Raw genomic sequence first — 20,895 nt, 5'->3', positions numbered from 1 at the left:
GGGCCGGAAGCTGCATGCGGCGCCGGGGCGCCCGCAGTTGCGCAAGAGGCCGGCGCAGCGGCCTCTTGCGCGGGGATGGCTGGCAGGCCGGGCCTGGGAATCAGTGCATGAAGAGCCAGATCAGGACCAGGATGAAGGCCGGGACGCCAAGTAGCCAGGCAAGGATATAGGGCATGGTGCAACTCCTGTCGATGACGGTAATCGGTGATTCCAATATAGGAATGCCGTCATGGCGGCACTGTCGGCGAGCTTCCGCTTGCGGTGTAGGACGCAGCCGCAAGCGCCTGGCGGACGGCCCGCGCGGTGTGGCGCGAGCGCCTTGGGGCCCGCCGGCCCGGTTGCCGGCAGGCCATCCCGTGCTACGCTCAGGTCTGTACCCAAGCACCCGGAGACGAGCCATGGACGGGGTCTGGTCCGAGATCTACAGTGTCTTGCGCGCCGAGTTCGCCGATGTGCCGGACGCTGGCGAGGCCACCCGCATCCTGGCACGCCTGTTCATGGCAGTGTTGCTGGGCGGCCTGATCGGCTATCAGCGCGAGGCCTCCGGCAAGGCAGCGGGGCTGCGCACCCATATGCTGGTGGCGCTGGGCTCGGCGCTGTTCGTGCTGGTGCCGCTGCAGGCAGGGACGCCGCTGGCCGACATCAGCCGCGTGCTGCAGGGGCTGATTGCCGGCATCGGCTTCCTTGGCGCCGGCGCGATCCTGAAGCACAGCGACGAAGCTCACATCCAGGGCCTGACCACCGCGGCCAGCATCTGGATGGTCGCGGCCATCGGCGTGGCTGCCGGCCTGGGTCGCGATACCACCGCGGTGATCGCCACCATTTTCACGCTGGTCATCCTGCAGGTCCTGCAGCGCTGGAAATAGCGCACCCGCGCCCGGTGCATCCGGCACGCCGTGCCGCCCGGCGTGCGCCGGTCTGTTCGCTTGCCCGCCAATTTGCGTCATTTCCCACAGTAATGCGCGCCAGCGCACGCTGCCCGCGCGCGCTGCGCCCTATGCTGTGGCACAGGTTGCGCCGCGATCCACAGGCGCGGCCGTGGCAGAGCAGGGGGAGGCAGCCATGAAATCATCGATCCGTGACGATGCGGCGCTGGCCGCATTCGTGGGGCCGCGTTATGCGTACTACAGCCAGCGCTGGTCCCTGGCAGAGGCACGCGGCGGCATGTCGTGGAACTGGGCGGCGTGCCTGCTGGGGCCGTTCTGGATGGCCTACCGGCGCATGTACTGGCAGGTGGGGGTCTATGCGCTGATCGTCTGCGCCGAACCGGTGCTGCACGCGCTGTTCGGGCTGAAGATGCCGCTGGCGGTCCGGCCGATGCTGTATGCCATGGCGCTGCTGCTGGGCATGTATGGCAACCAGATCTACCGCTGGCATGCCGAGGCGACCATCCGGCACCTGCGCGAGTACCATTTCTCACCGGAACTGGTGCACGACTCGCTGGCGCGCTGTGGCCGCACCAGCTGGCCCGGTGTGTTCGCCATGGGCCTGCTGCTGGTGGTGATGGCGGTGTCGCTGAGCCCGCTGGCGGGGCTGGTGGTGCAGGGCGGCGGGCTGGCCGCCGGCTGAACGGTCGGCGGCTTCCCTGATTTACACGGGCTCGCGCGCCGCGTCGACCAGGTACTGGATCAGGGTTTCGGCAAACTGGGGCAGTTCGCGCCCCGGGCGGCGCACCAGGCGCAGCTCGCGCTTGGCCCATTCGTCTTCCAGCTGGATAAAGCGCAGCACCTTGCGGCTGGCGTAGCGGCGCGCGCAGCTGTTGGGCACGATGGCGATGCCCGCGCCGGCCTCGACCATGCGGCATACGGCATCGAAGCTGCCCACCTGGATGCGCAGGCTGATGCGCTTGCCCATGCCGCCGGCGATGCGGTCCAGGAACGACTGGATCGCGCTGAACTGGTTCAGGCCGACAAAGCGGCAGGTATCGAGCAGGTCGGCGAAATGCAGCCGCTTGAAGGCCGGCAGCGGGTGGTTGACGGGGGCGATCACGATCAGCTCATCGCTGCACAGATGCATCGCGTCCAGGTCCTGGGTGGCGACTTCACCGGCCACGATGCCCAGGTCGGCGGCGCCGGCGCTGATGGCCGAGACGATTTCCTGCGACAGGTGCTCTTCCAGCTCGATGTCCACGTCCGGGTTCTCGCTCAGGAAGCGCGATACGCCGGTGGCCAGGAACGAGTTGGTGGCGGTGGTGTTGGCCAGCAGCCGCACCCGGCCCTTGACGCCCTTGGCATAGGGCCGCAGGTCGGCGTGCAGGCATTCCAGTTCGCGGAAGACCTCGCGCGCGTGGCGCAGCAGCGCATCGCCCGCCGGCGTCAGGCGCACCCCCTTGACCTGGCGGATCAGCAATTGTGTCTGGAACGCCTCTTCCAGTTGCTTGATCCGGGTGCTGGCCGCGGGCAGCGACAGGAAGCTGCGTTCGGCCGCGCGGGTCAGGTTCTCCGTCTCGCCAACGTTCAGGAAGAGGCGGAGGTCGGTCAGGTCGTAATGCATGGGCTTCCGTCAGGCCAAAGGCCAGTTTTGTGATTCGTGAATTCCAAAGTCTCGGCCGTCAATTTATCGTATCCACTGCGGCGTGGACATCCGGATTGACCGCACCGGCGGGCGAATGCCCGCGGCGCAGGGGTGTTTCGCCGGGTTTGCGGTCGGTGACCGCACAAAAAGTATTCAGAGGAGCAACGCAATGAGCGGTTTGATGGCAGGCAAGGTCGCGCTGGTGACGGGCGCAGGTGGTGGAATCGGGCGCGGCATTGCGCTGGCACTGGCCGCCGCCGGCGCCAAGGTGGTGGTCAACGACCTCGGCGTGTCGATGACCGGCGAGGGCGGCGACGCCGGCCCCGCTCAGCGCGTGGTGGAGGAAATCCGCGCCGCCGGCGGCGAGGCCGTGGCCAATACCGACAGCGTGTCGACCTGGAACGGCGCCAATGCCATCGTGCAATGCGCGCTGGACAACTTCGGCCGCATCGACGCCGTGGTCAACAACGCCGGCAACCTGCGCGACCGCATGTTCTTCAAGATGAATGAAGAAGAATGGCGCTCGGTGATCGACGTGCACCTGCACGGCACCTTCTTCGTCAGCCGCGCCGCGGCCAGCTACTTCAAGGACCAGGAGAGCGGCGCCTACGTGCACATGACCTCGACCTCGGGCCTGATCGGCAACCTGGGCCAGGCCAACTACTCGGCGGCCAAGCTGGGCATTGCCGCGCTGTCCAAGTCGATCGCGCTGGACATGCAGCGCTTCAATGTGCGCTCGAACTGCATCGCGCCGTTCGCCTGGAGCCGCATGACCAGCTCGATCCCGGCCGAAACGCCGGAAGAGAAAGCGCGCGTGGCCAAGCTGCAGAAGATGGAAGCCGGCAAGATCGCGCCGGTGGCGGTCTACCTTGCCAGCCCGGCCGCCAGCGAAGTCAACGGCCAGATCTTCGCGGTGCGTGCCAACGAGATCATCCTGATGAGCCAGCCGCGCCCGGTGCGCTCGGTGCACATGAGCGATGGCTGGACGCCTGAAACCGTGGGCGAGATCGCCATGCCGGCGATGCGCAACAGCTTCTTCAAGCTGGAGCGTTCGCCCGATGTGATCAGCTGGGACCCGATCTGATGGCGGGCAGCCAGGCCGCGGCGCACGGCGCGCTTGCCGGCGTGCGGGTGCTGGACCTGTCGCGCATCCTGGCCGGTCCCTGGTGCGCGCAGAACCTGGCGGACCTGGGCGCCGAAGTCATCAAGGTGGAGCGGCCCGGCGCGGGCGACGACACCCGTTCGTGGGGGCCGCCCTGGCTGCCCGGTGCGGACGGGCAGCCGTCGCGCGACGCCACCTACTTTGCCGGCGCCAACCGCGGCAAGCAGTCGGTGACGCTCGATATCGCCAGCCCGCAAGGGCAGGAGATTGTGCGCGAACTGGTGGCCAAGTCGCAGATCGTGCTGGAGAACTACAAGGTCGGCGACCTGAAGCGCTACGGGCTGGACTATGACAGCCTCAAGGCGGTCAACCCGTCCATCGTCTACTGCTCGATCACGGGCTACGGCCAGACCGGGCCGAGCGCGCACAAGCCCGGCTATGACTTCATCTTCCAGGGCCTGGGCGGCCTGATGAGCGTCACCGGCGAGCGCGACGACCTGCCCGGCGGCGGGCCGCAGAAGGTGGGCGTGGCGGTGGTCGACATGCTTACCGGCATGTATGCCACCGTGGCCGTGCTGGCCGCGTTGCGCCATGCCGAGCGCACCGGCGAGGGCCAGCATATCGACATGGCGCTGCTCGATGCGGTGGTGGCGGTCGGCGCCACGCCGATCATCGCCCAGCGCGTGACCGGCAAGGCCATGCCGCGCTACGGCAATGCGCACGCCAATATGGTGCCCTACCATGTGTTCGCCACCGCCGACGGCTACATGATCGTGGCGGCCGGTAACGACGGGCAGTGGCAGGCGTATTGCCGCGGCGTCGAGCGTCCCGACCTGGCCGCCGACGAGCGCTTTGCCACCGGCCCCGGCCGCATCATCCATCGCGACACGCTGGTGCCGCTGCTCGAGGCGCATATGCGCACGCGGCCGACGGCGCACTGGGTGCAGGCGCTGGAAGCGCAGGGCATCCCGTGCGGGCCGATCAACGACTACGGCCAGGTGCTGGAAGACCCGCAGGTGCGGCATCGCGAGCTGCAGGTCGACCTGGTGCGCGACGACGGCAGCCTGTGCCCGACCGTCAAGAGCCCGTTGCGGCTGTCGGCAACCCCGGTGCAATACGACGCACCGCCGCCGCGGCTGGGCGAGCATACCGAACAGGTGCTGGAATCGGTGCTGGGTATGTCGGCCGAGCGCATCGCCAGGCTGCGCGAGCAAGGCGTGGTCTGATTGGTGACGGATGCCTGGCAGGCAACTGCCGGGCACTGCCTGCTTCCGGGCGGATCACCAGGCCTCTGCACAAAGTCCCCCCATCGCCTAGGCTGTCTGGGTAGCGGCCCGAACCGTGATTCCCGGGTTCCCCACAGGAGACAGCCATGAACGAAGAGACCTTCAACCTCAGCATCCGCAAGTTCCTGAAGGTGGTCGGCGTCAGCTCACAGCGCGAGATCGAACAGGCGATAGCCAGGGCCATGGCCGACGGTACCATCGCCGGCAACGAGCACTTGCCGGTGTCGGTGACGCTGGAACTGGCGGGTGTCAAGCTCCAGGCGCGCTTCGAGGGTGAAATCCAGCTTGAGTAAGGCGGTCATGGCGGTGCTCGTCTTGGTTCTGTTTCTTGCGTGAAACGCCAAAAGGATGACCCCGCCCGGTCCTTTTGTTGCGCCATCTGATCCATCCGCAGTATGGGCGCGCAGGGCCCCTTCACATATTCTTCCCGGAAACGTCGAACCAATGGGACCGGGGGGAAACCATGGCTGGATGCAACGAGCACATGCATTGCGCAGGGGGCGCGGTATGCGCAGGCCGTGCAACGCTATGTGCGCAAGGGCGGGTCACTCGCCACGCGCCGCTCTGAAGGGCGGGGGCCGTTGCCATGCATGCCGCCGCCGCGCCCGCAAGGAACATCGAGGACACCGGCTGGAACCTGCCGGATCCGGCAGGTCGGCACGCGCGCCCCGATGATCCGCTGCTGGCGTGCCTGCTCTGGCTGGCCCGGCGCTTCCAGCGGCCAGTCGCGGCCGAAGCCCTGATTGCGGGCCTGCCGCTGGAGGCGGAGCGCCTGACCCCTGCCTTGTTTCCACGCGCGGCCGCACGCGCGGGCATGTCGGCCCGGCTGGTCAAGCGCCCGCTGGGCGACATCCCGGACCTGGTGCTGCCCGCCATCCTGCTGCTCGACCAGGGCGAGGCCTGCGTAATGCTGCGCCGTGGCGACGTGGGCATGCTGCTGGTCTCGCAGCCGGAGTGGGGCGACGGCGAGCAGCCGGTCCGCCAGGAAGACCTGCTGGCCCGGTACACCGGCCATGCCATCTTTGTCCGGCCCGCGCACCGCTTCGAGGCGGCGGACGATGCCGGGCCGACGTCGCCACATGGATGGTTCTGGGGCGTGATGCGCCAGTCGTGGCCGCTCTATGGCGAGGTGCTGGTTGCCTCGCTGCTGCTCAGCCTGTTCGCGCTGGTCATGCCGCTGTTCACCATGAACGTCTATGACCGTGTGGTGCCGAACCATGCGCTGGAAACGCTGTGGGCGCTGGCCATCGGTGTGGGCCTGGTGCTTGGCTTCGAGCTGGTGATGCGCACGCTGCGGGGCTATTTTGTCGACGTAGCGGGCCGGCGCATCGATGTCACGGTCTCCGCGACGGTGTTCGAGAAGGTGCTGGGCATCGAGATGAAGGCGCGGCCGGCGTCGGTGGGCAGCCTGAGCAGCCAGCTGCATGAATTCGAGTCGGTGCGCGAGTTCCTGACCTCGGCCACCATCACGACCCTGGTCGACCTTCCGTTCGCCGCGGTCTTCATTGCGGCCATGTTCTGGGTCGGTGGCCCGCTGGCCTGGGTGCCGCTGCTGGCGGTGCCGCTGGTGATCGGCACCAGCCTGCTGCTGCAGGGACCGCTGTCGCGCGCGGTGCGCGCCAGCAGCGCCTGCGCGGCCCAGCGCCAGGCCGCACTGGTCGAAACCCTGGTGGGGCTGGAGACCGTCAAGACCAGCGGTGCCGAAGGTGCCGCCCAGCGCAAATGGGAGCAGGTGGTCGGGCAGATGGCGCAACTGGGGCTGCGCGCGCGGCTGCTCTCCGCCTGCGTGATCAACTTCTCGCTGTTCGCCCAGCAGGCCGCCACGCTGGTGGTGGTGGTGATCGGCGTCTACCTGATCGCCGACGACCGGCTGACCACGGGCGGCCTGATTGCCTGCACCATCCTTGCCGGCCGCGCGCTGGCGCCGCTGTCGCAAGTGGTGGGGCTGACCACCCGCTATCACCAGGCGCGCACCGCGCTGGCCGGTATCGACCGCATGATGGCGCTGCCCGTCGAGCGCCCGCCCGGCAAGCATTTCCTGCACCGTCCGCCGCTGCGCGGCGAGATCGAGTTCCGGCAGGTCAGCTTTCGCTATCCGGGCCGCGACATCGCGGCACTGGATGGGGTCTCGTTCCGCATTGCCAGCGGCGAGCGGGTTGGCCTGATAGGCCGCATCGGCTCAGGCAAGACCACCATCGAGAAGCTGATCCTTGGCCTGTACGCACCGGATGCCGGCACCGTGCTGGTCGACGGCGCGGAGGTGCGCCAGCTGGACCCGGCCGCGTTGCGGCGCGACATCGGCTATGTGCCGCAGGACGTGATGCTGTTCAGCGGGACGCTGCGCGACAACATCGTGATGGGCGCCCCGTACACCGACGACGAAGCGGTGCTGCGCGCGGCGCGCCTGGGCGGCGTGAGCGACTTTGTCGATCGCCTGCCGGACGGCTATGACTTGCGCCTGGGAGAGCGCGGCGAAGGCCTGTCGGGCGGCCAGCGCCAGGCCATTGCCATTGCCCGTGCCGAGTTGCTGCAGCCGCCGCTGCTGCTGCTCGACGAACCCAGCAGCGCCATGGACAACCGCACCGAGGAGCAGTTCAAGGCGCGCCTGGCCTTAGCGCTGGGCGGGCGCACGCTGATCCTGGTCACGCATCGCGGCTCGCTGCTCAGCCTGGTCGATCGCCTGATCGTGATGGACCAGGGCCGTATCGTCGCCGATGGTCCCAAGGCCGAAGTCCTGAACGCGCTCGCGGGGAGGAAGCTCCATGTCGCTTCAGCCTGATCCGCAACGCATGGGGCCAGTGCGGCGCCTGATCGCCGCGCTGAGGCCACGTGCCGACGACACCGCCTTCATGTGCGAGCGCGATGCGGCCACGATGGCGCAACCGCGCTATTTCACGCGCTGGATCCTCTGGTCCGCCCTGGTCTTCGTGCTGGTGGCGCTGGCCTGGGCCGCGCTGGCGCGGGTGGACGAGGTGGCCGTGGGCGAGGGCAAGGTGATCCCGTCGAGCCAGGTGCAGGTGGTGCAGAACCTCGAAGGCGGGATCATCGCCGAGATCATGGTGCGACCGGGGCAGGTGGTGAACAAGGACCAGCCGCTGATGCGCATCGACGATACCCGCTTCACGGCTTCATACCAGGAAGGCCGCACCAGGGACGATGCGCTGGTGGCACGCATTGCGCGCCTGAGCGCCGAGGCCGACGGCACGGCGTTCGTGGCGAGCGCGCCGGCCGATGCCGAGGGCCGCCGCTTCGTGTCCGAGGAGCGCGCGCTGTTCGAGTCACGCAAGCGCGCGTTCGATGCCAATCTCGCCGTGCTGTGCCAGCAGTCCGAGCAGCGGCGGCAGGAGCTGACCGAGAAGCGCTCGCGCGAGCAGCAACTGCGGCAGAGCCATCGGCTGGTGGCACAGGAGCTGGCCATGATGCGCCCGATGATGGCGCAGGGCGTCGTGTCCGAGGTCGACCTGCTGCGGCTGGAGCGCCAGGCCAATGACCTGAAAGGCGAGCTCGAGGCCGCGCGGCTCGCCATGCCGCGCCTGGAGGCCGCCTACCGCGAGAGCCAGCAAAAAGCCGACGAACTGGGCACGCATTATCGTGCCGAGGCCATGAAAGAGCTCAACCAGGCCAAGGCCGAACAGGCCGCGCAGAGCGCCACCAACACCGCGCTGCAGGACCGCGTCGACCGTACCCTGGTACGCGCCCCGCTTGCGGGCGTCATCAAGCAGATCAAGATCAATACCGTTGGCGGCGTGGTGCAGCCCGGCATGGATCTGCTGGAGATCGTCCCGCTGGAAGACACGCTGCTGGTAGAGGCGCGCGTGCGGCCTGCCGACATTGCCTTCCTGCGGCCCGGCCAGCCGGCGGTGGTCAAGCTGTCGGCCTATGACTTTTCGATCTATGGCGGCTTTGCCGGCACCGTGGAGCATATCAGCGCCGATACGCTGACACCGGAGCGCCCGGGCGAGCGCCCGGAAAGCTACTACCTGGTGCGCGTGCGCACGCGCGACAACCGGCCAGGCGGCAGTGCCGTGCAGGTGCCCATCCTGCCCGGCATGGTGGCGACGGTCGATGTGCTGACCGGGCAGAAGACGGTGCTCCATTACCTGCTCAAGCCCATCATCAAGACCAGGGAACTGGCGTTCCGGGAACGATAAGAGCGGGCGGTTTGCCCACGACGACAACAAGCAAGGCATGGCCAGCAGGCTGGCATTCAGGACGGAGAGTGATCATGGCAACCCTGACAGGTAGCAACGGCAGCGACAGCATCAGCGGCACCACGTCCGCCGACACCATCCTGAGCGGCAATGGCAATGACTACGTCAGCGCCGGCGATGGCAACGACTATGTCGATGCCGGCAACGGCGACGATATCGTCGAAGGCGGCAGCGGCGACGACACGCTGCTGGGCGCCAACGGCAAGGACCGGGTCTTCGGCGGGCTCGGCAATGACAACTTGTCGGGTGGCAACGGCACCGACGCGGTCTATGGCGGCGGCGGCGATGACGTGATCGGCAGCATCGACGGCTCGTCGGCGCTTTACACCGGCGACAATGGCGGCGATACGCTGTATGGCGACGGCTATGACAGCTACGCCGACTACCTGCTCGGTGCCGGCCATGAGTCAGCCCGGCCGGGTAACGACCGCATCTATGGCGGCAACGGCGACGACCTGATCTACGGGGACAACGGCAACAATGCCGCCCTGGGCGGCGACGACATCATTGCCGGTGGCAGCGGCAAGGACACCATCTACGGTGAAGGCGGCAACGACAAGATCGCCGGCGGGGCAGGCGGCGACACCCTGAGCGGCGGCAGCGGCGCCGACGTCTTTGTCTATAACGCCGTCTCCGACTCCACCGCGGCCGGCATGGATGTGATCACCGACTTCCAGCGCGGCGTGGACCACCTCGACTTGCGGCCCGTGCTGGGCGACACTGGCTTTGAATGGGGTGGCCGCCAGCCCACGGCCCACGGAGCCTGGTTCCAGCAATCGGGGGGCAATACCTATGTCTACGTGGATGTCGACGGCAATCCCGCCACGGCGGAAATGGTCATCAAGCTCAACGGCCTGCACGAACTGACCAAGTCGGACTTCGCTGGCTACGACAACCATGCGCCAACGGCAGTGGCCGATACCCACGCGATCGGCGAGAACAACTCTCCGAACCCGATCACCGGCAATGTGCTGTCGAACGACAGCGACGTCGATGCGGGGAACGTGCTGGCCGTGGCCAATCCCGGCACTTATGCCGGCCAGTACGGCACGCTGACGCTCCACGCCGACGGCAGCTACAGCTATGAGCTGGACAACGGCAATGGCCAGGTGCAGGCATTGCGGCAGGGCCAGCAAGTCCAGGACACGTTCAACTATGAGGTGTCCGACGGGCAGGCCAGCGCGGCTTCATCGCTGAGCATCCGGATTACTGGTGCCAACGATGGAGCCACGATCACGGCCTCGGACAGCGAAGACAAGGCGGTAACCGAGGCTGGCGGCGCAGGCAACACCGACCTCGGCGACGCATCCGCCAGCGGCAAGCTGACGGTCACTGACGTCGATACCGGTGAAGCGCACTTTGCCGCAGTGCCGCCGGAGAGTCTGGCAGGACAGTACGGCACCTTCAGCTTCGACAGCAACACCGGCGCCTGGAGCTACACGCTCGACAACACCAAGGCCGATGTGCTGATCGCGGGCCAGCAGGTCAGCGATTCGCTGACGGTGTCCTCCGCCGACCAGAGCGCGCAGCAGACCATCAAGGTCGACATCACCGGTGCCAACGACCACGCCACCATCTCGGCCTCGGCCAGTGAGGACAAGGCGGTCACCGAAGCCGGCGGCGCAGGCAACACCGACCTCGGCGACGCCTCCGCCAGCGGCAAGCTGACGGTTACTGACGTCGATGCCGGTGAAGCGCACTTCGCCGCGGTGGCGCCGGACAGCCTGGTCGGGCAGTACGGCACCTTCGCCTTCGACAGCAACACCGGCGCCTGGACCTATACGCTGGACAACACCATGGCCGATGCGCTGATCGCGGGCCAGCAGGTCAGTGATTCGCTGACGGTGGCTTCGGCCGACCACACGGCGCAGCAGACCATCACCGTCAACATCACCGGCGCAAACGACTACGCTACGATCACGGCTTCAGCCAGCGAGGACACCTCAGTGACCGAAGCCGGCGGGGCAGGAAATGCCATTCCCGGCGACCCCTCCGCCCGCGGCACGTTGACGGTCAACGATGTCGATACCGGCGATGCGCACTTTGCCGCCGTGCCGCCAGCGAGCCTGGTCGGCCAATACGGCGCCTTCACCTTCGATAGCGGCACCGGCGCCTGGACCTACACGCTGGACAACAGCAAGGCGCAGTCCCTCGCCGCGGGCCAGCATGTGACCGACTCGCTGTCCGTACAGTCGGCCGATCTCAGTGCCACCCAGGCGATCACCGTCAACATCACAGGTGCCAACGATGCTGCGGTGAATGCCGTTCCCCTTGCGCAGGTGGTCAACGAAGATACGCCATTGGTGTTCCGTACGGCCAGCGGCAATGCACTCAGCATCTCTGACGTGGACAACGCGAGCCACACCGTGACGCTGAGCGCAAGCCACGGCGCGATCACGCTGAATGGCGTTGCCGGGCTGCAGTTCCTGTCGGGCGACGGCACCGCGGACAGCACCATGACATTCACGGGCAGCGATGCGGCAATCAATGCTGCGCTGAATGGAATGAGCTTCCTTGGCGAGAAGGATTATGCGGGCGCCGCGTCGGTGCAGATCCAGACCAGCGATGGCGCTTTGGTCGATACCGATACGGTGGCGATTACGGTCAATCCCGTCAATGACGCGCCGGTGGCAGCCGAGGACGTTGTCTATGTTTCGACTAACACCGACAACATCCTGATTCCGGTGAGCGCGCTGCTCGGCAACGACGTCGATATCGACGGGCGGGCCTTGTCCATAAACCCGCTCAGTCTGACCTCAAGCACGCTTTCCGGCCTGAGGCTTGTCACCGAAAGCAATTACAGCTTCGTCGCGTTCGACAGTCCCAACAGCAAGGGGGTGGCAACCTTCAGCTATACCGTCGAAGACGGGGCAGGTGGCAGCAGCACGGCGACGGTGACCGTCAATGTCGTGGACAAAAACGGCTTTTCGCTTGATCAGGCCAGCTACCAGGCTTCCTATCTGGAGGGTGGCAGCAATCCCGACAGCATGACTGGTGCCGTTGCGGGTGACATCTTCATTGGCGGACGTGGTACCGACATCCTCAACGGCGGGAACGGCGACGACGTCTTGAGAGGGGGCGCCGACAACGACACCCTCAACGGCGGGATCGGCGACGACGTCTTGAGAGGTGGCGCCGACAACGACACCATCGACGGGGGGGTGGGCATAGATATGCTGGATTTCTCCGATGCCACCGGCGCGGTCTCCTTCACGTTGATCCAAAGTAGCACCCTCGTCAAGGTGCTTGTGGGCGCGACGCCCGGACTAGGTACCGACAGCTACGCGAACATGGAGGGCGTGATCGGCTCGGCGTTTGTCGACACGCTGACCGGCAGCTCCGCCAACGACGTCATTCGCGGTGGCGCGGGCGATGACACCATCAACGGCGGCGACGGCATCGACCTGCTTGATTTCTCCGATGCCACCGGCGGGGTTGTGTTCACGCTGACGCAGAGCGGCAGCCCCACCACGGCAGGCCCGGGCGTGACTGGCCTCGGTGCCGACAGCTACAGCAACATGGAAGGCGTCATCGGCTCCGCCTTCAACGACAACCTCACCGGCTCTGCCGGCAACGACGTGCTGCGTGGCGGCGCGGGCAACGACGTGTTGGTCGGAGGCGCCGGCAACGACGTGTTGACCGGCGGCGCCGGCGCCGACACACTGACCGGCGGCAATGGCAGCGACACCTTTCGCTTTCTGCGCGCGGACCCCGCTTCGGTCGACACCATCACCGACTTCGGTGCGGCTCCCGTGGCTTCCGGTGGCGATGTGCTGGATCTTTCCGATCTGCTTTCCGGTGTTGGCGTGAACCCTGCCAATGCGGCGCAGTTCGTCCGCCTTTCGGAGGTGGGTGGCAACACCGTGGTCAGCCTGGATCGTGACGGCAGTGGCACGGCGGCTGCATTCCAGGACGTGGCGGTGCTGCAGGGCGTGGTCGGGCTCGATCTCAACACGCTGTTGAGCAACGGCAATCTCCACACCGCCTGAGGCGGGCGATCGGTGGCGGATTCAGAGAGGGAAATGCAGGGCGGCAGTAAAGCCGGAATCCGGCGCAGTTGAAAACCATAATAAACGGGTAGCGCACCGCTTCCCGTATCGCGCAGGCGCCGGCCAGCGCGATGCGCGGCAGCGGGTGCGCCCGAGCGGGGGAAGCATGACCACGACATGGTGCCGGCTGGCACATGTACTGCTATGGGCCGCCATGGTGGTGCCGCATCACGCGGCAGCCCAGGCGCTGCGCCAGGCAGTCGAGCAAGCCGTGCATACCAATCCCGAAGTGCTGGCGGCGGGCAGCCGCCGGCTGGCCGCGGACGAGGGGCTGACGCAGGCGCGCGCCGGTTACCTGCCGCGGGTCGATGTCAATGCCGCCACCGGTCGCGTACGCCTGGACAGCCACAGCACCCGGCTGATGGGCCTGTCCGACTCTTCCTATGCCAGCCACGCCGCCGGCGTGACGATCTCGCAGATGCTGTTCGACGGCTTTGCCACCAGCAGCGATGTGGAGCGCCAGGGCGCACGGATCGACGGCGCGGCCTATCGGGTCGGCGCGACTGCCGAAGACATCGCGCTGCGCACGGTCGGCGTTTATGTGGAGGTCCTGCGGCGTCAGGAAACCGTGGCCATCGGCCTGGCCAATCTGGAAGCGCACCAGCACATCTATGACCAGATCCGGCTTGGCGCCGACAACGGGGTGCTGCGCCGCGCCGATCTCTATCAGGTCGAAAGCCGCCTGGCGCTGGCCAAGGCCAGCCTGCGGGCGGAGCAGGGCAGCTTGCAGGACGCCATGACAGCCTATTTACGCGTGGTCGGCGCGCCGCCGGAGGTCTTGTCCAGGCCGGACTCGCTGTCGACGCTGCTGCCTGCCACCGAACGGGAGGCGCAGCAGGTGGCAAACGCCAATCACCCCGCGCTGGGTGCCGGGCAGGCCGATATCGCCGAAGCCCAGGCCGGGCGTTCGCTGGCCAAGGCCGCGTTGTGGCCAAGGCTGGATCTCGAGGTCGGCGTGGCGCGCGACCGCGACCGCGTGCTCGGCACCACCGACGAGCGCAGCGTGATGCTGCGCGTGCGCTACAACCTGTTTCGCGGCAACGCCGACAAGGCGCGCATCAACGAGGCCGGCTACCAGGTCCAGGAAGCAGAGCAGAATCTGGACCGTCTGCGCAGACAGGTGCAGGAGGCCGTATCGCAGGCCTATAACGCCCACCTGACGGCGAAGGACCGTCTGGTGAGCCTCAAGCAATACGTGGAGGCCAGCGATGCCACGCGCGTCAGCTACGGCAAGCAATTCCGGATTGGGCAGCGCAGCCTGCTTGACCTGCTGAATGCCGAGAACGAGTACTTCAGCGCCAGCACGGCCTACGTGACCGGCAAGTACAACGAACTGGCCAGCCAGTACCGCATCCTTGCCGGCATGGGCTTGCTATTGGCGACCCTGCAGGTGCCGCCGCCCCAGACGGGGATGGTGCAGGTAGGGCAGCGGGCAGCGCCGCCGGTGGGACAGAGGTAGCGGGGGGACGGTGCCGGGCAAGCCGGCAGCCATGCTTCAGCCGCCGGCCACCGGAGATCCTGACCCGGCCCGCATCAGCGCGGCAAAGCCTCTCCCCGCAATCCCCGCATCCGATACTCTCCCGGCGCCACGCCCGTCCATTTCTTGAAGGCCCGGTGGAACGTGCTCGGTTCTGAGAAGCCAAGCCGCAGCGCCACGTCCTGCAGCGTCATGCCGGGGCGCTCCATCATGCCGATGGCCACGTCGCGGCGCAGGCTGTCCTTGATGCTCTGGTAGCCGCTGCCCTCGTCGCGCAGCCGGCGGCGCAGGGTCTGGGGCGTGAGCCGCAGCATCTGCGCCATCTGCTCCAGCGACGGCAGTTCGTCATCCAGGTGGGAGCGCAAGTGCTGCCGGATGCGCTCGGCCAGGCAGCTGTTGTCGCGGTAGCGGATCAGCAGGTTGCGCGGCGTCTCGCGCAGGAACTCGCGCAGGCTGGCGGCGTCCTGCATCACCGGCATGCGCAGGCTGGCGCCATCGAAATGCAGCACGGAGACAGGCTGGCCGTAATGCACGGCGGCCTTGAAGACGCGCTCGGTCTCGGGGCCGCCCTGCGACGGCGCCGCGCTCAGGTCGACCCGCGCCAGCGGGATATGGCCGGCCACCAGCCAGCTGAGCAGCGCGTAGGCATGGAACACGAAAGTCGATTCGGCAAAGCTGCGGCAGGCCGAGGCCGGCGCACGGGGATGCAGCACCACGGAGGCGGCCTTGCCGTCGGCGCTGACATGCAGGCGTGGCGCGAAGGCGTCGATATGGAGCCGGTACAGCCGCAAGCCGGCTCGGATGGCGTCTTCCAGCGTGGCGCAATGGATCAGGTTGCGGCACGCCTGCGCAAACACGCCCGGGGTCACGGGCCGGTCCAGCAGCCCCCATAGTTCATCGCGCATGACGCGGCGCAGCGTGCGGATCAGCGCCGCGTACTGGCCCTGGGTGACGCGCGCATTGGGCGAGGCCAGCAGCGCCGGCGAAATCCCGGCCCGGCGCAGCAGCGCGGCAATGTCGTGGCCCAGCCGGCGCGGGCCCAGCAGGATGTGATCCACATGCTGGATCGCAATGGTGTGGCGCGCCGAGGCCTGCGGCGCCGTGCCGGCCGGGGCCTCGGTGCGGCCCGGGACACGGCCGTGCCCGGGCGCCGGCGGCAGTGCGCTGCCGGCGAGGTGCAGCTTGCCTGGCACGGGCGGGTGCGGCGATGACAGGACAGCGGTATGCATGGGTCTCCTCATCACGGTGGCGCGTCGGCGCCGGCACCGCGGAACGGCTGGCTCCGCGGGCGTTCCAGGACGTTTCGCCACATCGTCCCGGCACCTTAGCAAGCCGCGGCCGCACCGCACAATCGGGATTTGCCAAAGGCTGCCTTCCATCTGAGCGATTCGGCCAATCATTTTGGCTTGTCTGGTCATTGTCCACGCACCGCAGCATCGCGCACTCTCCGGCTGATACCGATACAAGGCCGGCGCACCGGCCCGGACGGGACCAGAAACGGGGCAACCACCCGTTCCCCGCCTCAGGAAAAACAATGGAGACAACAACACATGCAGGCAGATCGTCGTAGTGCGCTGTGGCGCTTTGGGGCCGGATTGCTGGCGTGGAGCGGCGTTGCCGCCGGGATGCTGGGGGCGGGCGCCGCGCTCGCGCAGAGCGAATTCCCGGCGCGCACCGTGCGCATGGTCGTGCCCTTCCCGGCAGGTGGCGCCACCGATGTGCTGGCCCGCGCCATTGCCGAAGGGCTGGGCAAGGCCTGGAAGCGCCCGGTGGTGGTGGAAAACCGCCCGGGTGCGAGCGGCATGCTCGGCGCCGAGGTGGTCGCCCGTGCCGAGGCCGACGGCTACACCGCGCTGCTGACGATCACGCCGCTGGTGCAGGCGCCAAGCCTGTATGCCCGGGCGCCCTATGACCCGGTGAAGGATTTCGCCGCGGTGTCCGAGCTCGGCACGACCAACCTGGTGTTCGCCGTCAACAGCAATGCGGTGCCTGCCACCAACCTGAAAGACTTCATCGCGCAGGTTCGCGCCAAGCCGAAGCAGTTCTCCTACGGTTCGTTCGGGGCCGGCTCGAGCGGCCACCTGTACGGCGAGGTCTTCAACGAGGCCGCCAAGATCGACATGCTCCATGTCTCATACAAGGGCGAGGCTCCGGAGCTGAACGACCTGCTGGGCGGCCAGGTGCCGGCGGCGGTGATCTCGGTGATGGGCGCCAAGCCCCACGTCGCCACCGGCCGCCTGCGCGCCCTCGCGGTGACTGGCCCCGCGCGCGCGCCGCAACTGCCGGATGTGCCGACTTTCCGCGAAGCCGGCATTGAAGGCATGGATGCGATGGGCTGGTTCGGGCTGCTGCTGCCGGCCGCCACGCCGCGGCCGATCGTTGAGAAGTTCTCGGCGGACGTCAACCGCGTGCTGGCCCAGCCCGACGTGCGCAAGCGCATGAACGAGCTTGGCGTGATCCTGACCGGCAGCACGCCGGACGCGTTTGCCCAGACCATCCAGGCCGACTATGTCCGCTGGGGCAAGGTGATCCGCACCAGGAACATCCGCCTGGATTAAGCCATTCCCGTTTGACCTGCATCGATTGCTGCATATGAAGCCTGCTACAAGTACCCGCGAGCCGTTCCGCTCCCCCGCCTGGCCGCCCGGCCTGCCGGCCACGCTGCATACGCCTCGCACCAGCCTGTTTTATAACGTCGAGGCGGCGGCGCACCGCTATCCGGACAAGACCGCGATCCAGTATTTCGGCACCGCGATTTCCTACGGCCAGCTGCAGGACGAGATCGAACGGATGGCCGGCTACCTGCAGCAGGCCTGCGGCATCGAGCCGGGCGACCGGGTGCTGCTGTTCAGCCAGAACTGCCCGCAGTTCATCATTGCCTACTACGCGATCCTGCGCGCCGAAGGCGTGGTGGTCCCGGCCAACCCGATGTGGCTGGAGGCCGAACTTGCCCACGTGGTCCAGGACAGCGGCGCGGTGGCCGCCTTTGCCGGCAGCGAGCTGTACCAGCGCGTGGCACCGCTGCACGGCCCGGCGCTGCGCCATGTGATCCTGCACGACTACGCCGGCATGCTGCGCGACGACGGCGGCCTGGCGGTGCCGGCCTGGCTGCGCGAAGCGCCGCCCGCGCCGCAGGCCGCGCCCTCCGGCGCCATGCCGGTGGCCTGGGACGCGGCCAGCGCCGCCGGGCACCGGCCGCTGCCGCACCAGGCCGGCTACGACACGCTGTGCATGCTGGCCTATACCTCCGGCACCACCGGCCATCCCAAGGGCTGCATGCATAGCCACGGCACGCTGATGACCGCGGCGGCCGGTGCGGTGATCTGGCGCGGCGCCACGCCCGAATCCGTGGTGCTGGCCGTGGCGCCGATGTTCCACCTGCTGGGCATGCAGAACTGCATGAACTCGCCGCTCTACCTGGGCGCCACCGTGGTGCTGATGCCGCGCTGGGACCGCGCGCTGGCCGCGGACCTGCTCGAGCGCTACCGCGTCTCGGTCTGGGGGGCGCCGCCGGCGATGATGGTGGACTTCTTCTCGCAGCCGGGAATCGACGCGCGCGACCTGTCGAGCCTGGCCTACGTCGGCGGCGGCGGCGCGGCCATGCCCGAAGCGGTGGCCAATATGCTGCAGGAACGCTTCGGCCTGCCCTACGTCGAGGCCTACGGCATGACCGAGACCGCGGCCTTCATCCTGTCCAACCCGCGCAACCAGCCCAAGCGCGAATGCCTGGGCATCGCCACCTTCGGCGTGGACGCACGCGTGGTCGATCCCGAGACGCTGCAGGAACTGCCTTGCGGCGAGACCGGCGAGATCGTGGTCCACGGCGGCCAGGTGATGCTGGGCTACTGGAACAACCCGGAAGCCAACGCTGCCACCTTCATCGAGATCGGCGGCAAGCGCTTCCTGCGCACCGGCGACCTCGGCTTCATGGACGAGCAAGGCTACTTCTTCATGCGCGACCGCCTCAAGCGCATGATCAACGCGTCCGGCTACAAGGTCTGGCCGGCCGAGGTGGAGAACCTGCTGTACGGGCACCCGGCCATCCACGAAGCCTGCGTGATCGCCGCCCGCGACCAGCGCCGCGGCGAGACCGTCAAGGCCGTGGTGGCGCTGCGCCCGGAAGCACGCGGCACGGCCGACGCCGACCCCGAACGCATCATGGCCTGGTGCCGCGAGCATATGGCCGCGTATAAGGTGCCGCGCATCGTCGACGTGGTCGACGCGTTGCCCAAGTCGGCCACCGGCAAGATCCTGTGGCGCGCCCTGCAGGAGCGCGAGATGCAGGCGGACCACCCGAGCGCCTGACACCAGCGGCGAATTCAGCAAAGAGAGACAGCATGCAGCAAAGCAGACGCAACTGGCTGGCACAGGCCGGCACCCTGGCCGGCGCGGCCATCCTCGGCGGCGCGGGCAGCGCCTTCGCGCAGCAATCGTATCCGAGCAAGCCGATCCGCATGATCGTGCCGTACCCGGCCGGCGGCGGCACCGACACCGTGGGCCGCCTGATCGGCCAGCGCCTGGCCGAAAGCCTGGGCCAGCCGGTGGTGGTCGAAAACAAGCCCGGCGCCAGCGGCATGCTGGGCAACGACACCGTCGCCAAGGCGCCGGCCGACGGCTACACCATCCTGCTGGCGATCACGGCCCTGATCCAGGCGCCGGCCCTGTACAAGCGCACGCCATACGACGTGGCCAGGGACTTCACGCCGGTCTCGCAGATCGCCAAGTCGTCCGACCTGTTCGTGGTGCCCAACCGCGTGCCCGCCAGCAATATGCGCGAGTTCCTGGCGCTGGCCAAGGCGGGCAAGCTCAGCTATGGCTCCTACGGCAACGGCACCTCGTCGCACCTGCACGGCGAGCTGCTCAAGCAGCAGGCAGGCATCGAGCTCGCGCATATCCCTTACAAGGGGGCGGCGCCGCTGATGAGCGACCTGCTCGGCGGCCAGGTGGACAGCGCCTTTGTCGACGTGACCTCGGCCAACGCCTACCTGGGCAGCAACAAGTTCAAGATCCTCGGCATCACCGGCACCCAGCGCTACAAGGCGCTGCCCAATGTGGCGACCTTCACTGAACTGGGCCTGCCGGGGTTCGAGCCCAACGGCTGGTACGGGCTGTTCCTGCCGGCCAATGCGCCCAAGGATGTGACGGCGAAGCTGGCGGCAGAGACCGCGCGCATCGTGCGCCTGCCCGAAGTGACGCAGAAGCTGGCCGGCATGGGCCTGCAGCCGGTCGGGTCCACGCCGCAGGAACTGGCGGCCGTGGTCGCCGGCGACACACCCAAGTGGGCCAAGATCGTGCGCGACGCCAATATCCAGCTCGACTGAAACCCGCCTCCCGGAGCCTACCGATGGAAACCATCCGCTTCGCCGTCGAGGACGGCATCGCCACGCTGACGCTGGACTCGCCGGCGCGCAAGAACGCGCTGTCCTTGCCGATGCGCGACGAGATCGGCGAAGTGATTCGCCGGGTACGCGCCGACGACAGCGTGCGCGCGCTGATCCTGACCGCCGCCGGCACCGATTTCTCGTCGGGCGGCGACATCAGCTCGATGCAGGTCGAGATCAATGCCGAGCAGGGCCGCAAGCGCCTGCACAAGGTGCACGGCTGGCTGGAAGACCTGATCCAGCTCGACGTGCCGGTCATCGCCGCGGTGGACGGCGCGGCCTATGGCGCGGGCTTCAGCCTGGCGCTGACGGCCGACATCATCCTGGCCACGCCGCGCGCGCGCTTCGGGCTCCCGTTCCTGCGCATGGGGCTGGTCCCCGACTGTGGCGTGTTCTACACGCTGCCGCGGATGATCGGCCTGCAGCGGGCCAAGGCGCTGATGTTCTCGATGCGCGAGCTGAACGCCCAGGCCGCGCAAGACCTTGGCATCGTCATGGAAATCGTGCCGGCGGACAGCCTGCAGGAACGTGCGCGGACGCTGGCGCAGGCCTTCACCGAGGCCTCGCCGGTGGCGGTGGGCCTGACCAAGCAGGCGCTGAACGCCTCGCTGAACCAGGACCTGCACACCATGCTGGCGATGGAAGCGGACGGGCAGGGCATTGCCTTCTCCACTGCCTATCGCCGCGAGGCTGCCGACCGCTTCATGGCCAAGCAGCCGCTGCGCTACCGCTGGCCGGACTGAGCGGCGGCGCCGGTCATGCTGCCCCGCAGCATCCGGCTGCCTCGCCAGTCTGTCGTTTACGTATACAGGCGGGTGCTGGCCGGACAGTACCGGTCGCCTGTTCATTTTCTCGTTTACCCTGATACCAGCACA

Annotated in this window: 15 protein-coding genes; 13 read left to right on the top strand and 2 right to left on the bottom strand. The window is 67.8% G+C overall.

All coding sequences use genetic code 11. The annotated features are described in order from the left end of the window. The first annotated feature begins 398 nt into the window (after nt 1-398). Complete coding sequence (locus AC3WRI_RS08915; protein ID WP_010813951.1) at nt 399-866, top strand: MgtC/SapB family protein; 468 nt, start codon at nt 399-401, stop codon at nt 864-866. A 196-nt stretch (nt 867-1,062) separates the two neighbouring features. After that, nucleotides 1,063-1,569: a DUF2628 domain-containing protein gene (locus AC3WRI_RS08910; RefSeq protein ID WP_010813950.1), complete on the top strand. Its 507-nt coding sequence runs from the start codon at nt 1,063-1,065 to the stop codon at nt 1,567-1,569. A 21-nt stretch (nt 1,570-1,590) separates the two neighbouring features. Here the strand turns inward: AC3WRI_RS08910 and AC3WRI_RS08905 are convergent, their stop codons facing one another. Next, on the bottom strand, nt 1,591-2,493 hold the full coding sequence (locus AC3WRI_RS08905) for a LysR family transcriptional regulator (RefSeq protein WP_010813949.1): 903 nt from the start codon (nt 2,491-2,493) through the stop codon (nt 1,591-1,593). A 190-nt stretch (nt 2,494-2,683) separates the two neighbouring features. Between AC3WRI_RS08905 and AC3WRI_RS08900 the strand changes: the two genes are divergently transcribed. The 7 genes from AC3WRI_RS08900 (at nt 2,684) to AC3WRI_RS08870 (ending at nt 14,621) form a co-directional block, all read left to right on the top strand. Continuing rightward, the gene (locus AC3WRI_RS08900) at nt 2,684-3,598 is read left to right on the top strand and encodes an SDR family NAD(P)-dependent oxidoreductase (protein ID WP_010813948.1); all 915 of its coding nucleotides are present in this window, start codon (nt 2,684-2,686) and stop codon (nt 3,596-3,598) included. After that, nucleotides 3,598-4,842: a CaiB/BaiF CoA transferase family protein gene (locus AC3WRI_RS08895; RefSeq protein ID WP_492293131.1), complete on the top strand. Its 1,245-nt coding sequence runs from the start codon at nt 3,598-3,600 to the stop codon at nt 4,840-4,842. Before AC3WRI_RS08900 ends, AC3WRI_RS08895 begins: the two co-directional genes overlap by 1 nt. 146 nt (nt 4,843-4,988) lie before the next feature. Then, entirely contained in the window at nt 4,989-5,195 is a 207-nt protein-coding gene (locus tag AC3WRI_RS08890; protein WP_010813946.1) for a DUF6494 family protein, read from the top strand. A gap of 293 nt (nt 5,196-5,488) precedes the next feature. Continuing rightward, entirely contained in the window at nt 5,489-7,681 is a 2,193-nt protein-coding gene (locus tag AC3WRI_RS08885) for a type I secretion system permease/ATPase (RefSeq protein ID WP_492293129.1), read from the top strand. After that, nucleotides 7,665-9,053 carry an HlyD family type I secretion periplasmic adaptor subunit gene (locus AC3WRI_RS08880; RefSeq protein ID WP_492293128.1) on the top strand — a complete coding sequence of 463 codons (1,389 nt, stop codon included), beginning with the start codon at nt 7,665-7,667 and terminating at the stop codon, nt 9,051-9,053. The genes AC3WRI_RS08885 and AC3WRI_RS08880 overlap by 17 nt, the downstream gene beginning before the upstream one ends. 74 nt (nt 9,054-9,127) lie before the next feature. Further along, entirely contained in the window at nt 9,128-13,102 is a 3,975-nt protein-coding gene (locus AC3WRI_RS08875; RefSeq protein WP_492293126.1) for a beta strand repeat-containing protein, read from the top strand. Between the two features lie 166 nt (nt 13,103-13,268). After that, on the top strand, nt 13,269-14,621 hold the full coding sequence (locus tag AC3WRI_RS08870) for a TolC family outer membrane protein (RefSeq protein WP_058697843.1): 1,353 nt from the start codon (nt 13,269-13,271) through the stop codon (nt 14,619-14,621). Between the two features lie 74 nt (nt 14,622-14,695). Here AC3WRI_RS08870 and AC3WRI_RS08865 read toward each other — a convergent pair whose 3' ends face one another. Further along, complete coding sequence (locus AC3WRI_RS08865) at nt 14,696-15,868, bottom strand: AraC family transcriptional regulator (RefSeq protein ID WP_492293124.1); 1,173 nt, start codon at nt 15,866-15,868, stop codon at nt 14,696-14,698. Nucleotides 15,869-16,189: 321 nt separating this feature from the next. Here AC3WRI_RS08865 and AC3WRI_RS08860 point away from each other — a divergent pair, with 321 nt between their 5' ends. Genes AC3WRI_RS08860 through AC3WRI_RS08845 form a run of 4 tightly spaced genes read left to right on the top strand, consistent with a single transcriptional unit; the run spans nt 16,190 to nt 20,763 of the window. Next, nucleotides 16,190-17,197, top strand: a complete 1,008-nt coding sequence (locus AC3WRI_RS08860) for a tripartite tricarboxylate transporter substrate binding protein (RefSeq protein ID WP_011616758.1) — start codon at nt 16,190-16,192, stop codon at nt 17,195-17,197. Nucleotides 17,198-17,231: 34 nt separating this feature from the next. Beyond that, a complete protein-coding gene (locus tag AC3WRI_RS08855) occupies nt 17,232-18,944 on the top strand; it encodes a long-chain fatty acid--CoA ligase (protein ID WP_492293123.1) in 1,713 nt (570 codons plus the stop codon). A gap of 32 nt (nt 18,945-18,976) precedes the next feature. After that, a complete protein-coding gene (locus AC3WRI_RS08850; protein WP_010811721.1) occupies nt 18,977-19,960 on the top strand; it encodes a Bug family tripartite tricarboxylate transporter substrate binding protein in 984 nt (327 codons plus the stop codon). Between the two features lie 23 nt (nt 19,961-19,983). Further along, nucleotides 19,984-20,763 carry an enoyl-CoA hydratase/isomerase family protein gene (locus AC3WRI_RS08845; RefSeq protein ID WP_010811720.1) on the top strand — a complete coding sequence of 260 codons (780 nt, stop codon included), beginning with the start codon at nt 19,984-19,986 and terminating at the stop codon, nt 20,761-20,763. Nucleotides 20,764-20,895 lie beyond the last annotated feature (132 nt).

Source organism: Cupriavidus sp. FW305-27 (genome assembly GCF_058787995.1).
This window is presented reverse-complemented; position numbering and strand designations above follow the sequence as displayed.

What these genes read in the sequence shown, in the direction of transcription:
- AC3WRI_RS08915 (WP_010813951.1), top strand. Translation starts at nt 399, where the DNA reads ATGGACGGGGTCTGGTCCGAGATCTACAGTGTCTTGCGCGCCGAGTTC.
- AC3WRI_RS08910 (WP_010813950.1), top strand. Translation starts at nt 1,063, where the DNA reads ATGAAATCATCGATCCGTGACGATGCGGCGCTGGCCGCATTCGTGGGG.
- AC3WRI_RS08905 (WP_010813949.1), bottom strand. Translation starts at nt 2,493, where the DNA reads ATGCATTACGACCTGACCGACCTCCGCCTCTTCCTGAACGTTGGCGAG.
- AC3WRI_RS08900 (WP_010813948.1), top strand. Translation starts at nt 2,684, where the DNA reads ATGAGCGGTTTGATGGCAGGCAAGGTCGCGCTGGTGACGGGCGCAGGT.
- AC3WRI_RS08895 (WP_492293131.1), top strand. Translation starts at nt 3,598, where the DNA reads ATGGCGGGCAGCCAGGCCGCGGCGCACGGCGCGCTTGCCGGCGTGCGG.
- AC3WRI_RS08890 (WP_010813946.1), top strand. Translation starts at nt 4,989, where the DNA reads ATGAACGAAGAGACCTTCAACCTCAGCATCCGCAAGTTCCTGAAGGTG.
- AC3WRI_RS08885 (WP_492293129.1), top strand. Translation starts at nt 5,489, where the DNA reads ATGCATGCCGCCGCCGCGCCCGCAAGGAACATCGAGGACACCGGCTGG.
- AC3WRI_RS08880 (WP_492293128.1), top strand. Translation starts at nt 7,665, where the DNA reads ATGTCGCTTCAGCCTGATCCGCAACGCATGGGGCCAGTGCGGCGCCTG.
- AC3WRI_RS08875 (WP_492293126.1), top strand. Translation starts at nt 9,128, where the DNA reads ATGGCAACCCTGACAGGTAGCAACGGCAGCGACAGCATCAGCGGCACC.
- AC3WRI_RS08870 (WP_058697843.1), top strand. Translation starts at nt 13,269, where the DNA reads ATGACCACGACATGGTGCCGGCTGGCACATGTACTGCTATGGGCCGCC.
- AC3WRI_RS08865 (WP_492293124.1), bottom strand. Translation starts at nt 15,868, where the DNA reads ATGCATACCGCTGTCCTGTCATCGCCGCACCCGCCCGTGCCAGGCAAG.
- AC3WRI_RS08860 (WP_011616758.1), top strand. Translation starts at nt 16,190, where the DNA reads ATGCAGGCAGATCGTCGTAGTGCGCTGTGGCGCTTTGGGGCCGGATTG.
- AC3WRI_RS08855 (WP_492293123.1), top strand. Translation starts at nt 17,232, where the DNA reads ATGAAGCCTGCTACAAGTACCCGCGAGCCGTTCCGCTCCCCCGCCTGG.
- AC3WRI_RS08850 (WP_010811721.1), top strand. Translation starts at nt 18,977, where the DNA reads ATGCAGCAAAGCAGACGCAACTGGCTGGCACAGGCCGGCACCCTGGCC.
- AC3WRI_RS08845 (WP_010811720.1), top strand. Translation starts at nt 19,984, where the DNA reads ATGGAAACCATCCGCTTCGCCGTCGAGGACGGCATCGCCACGCTGACG.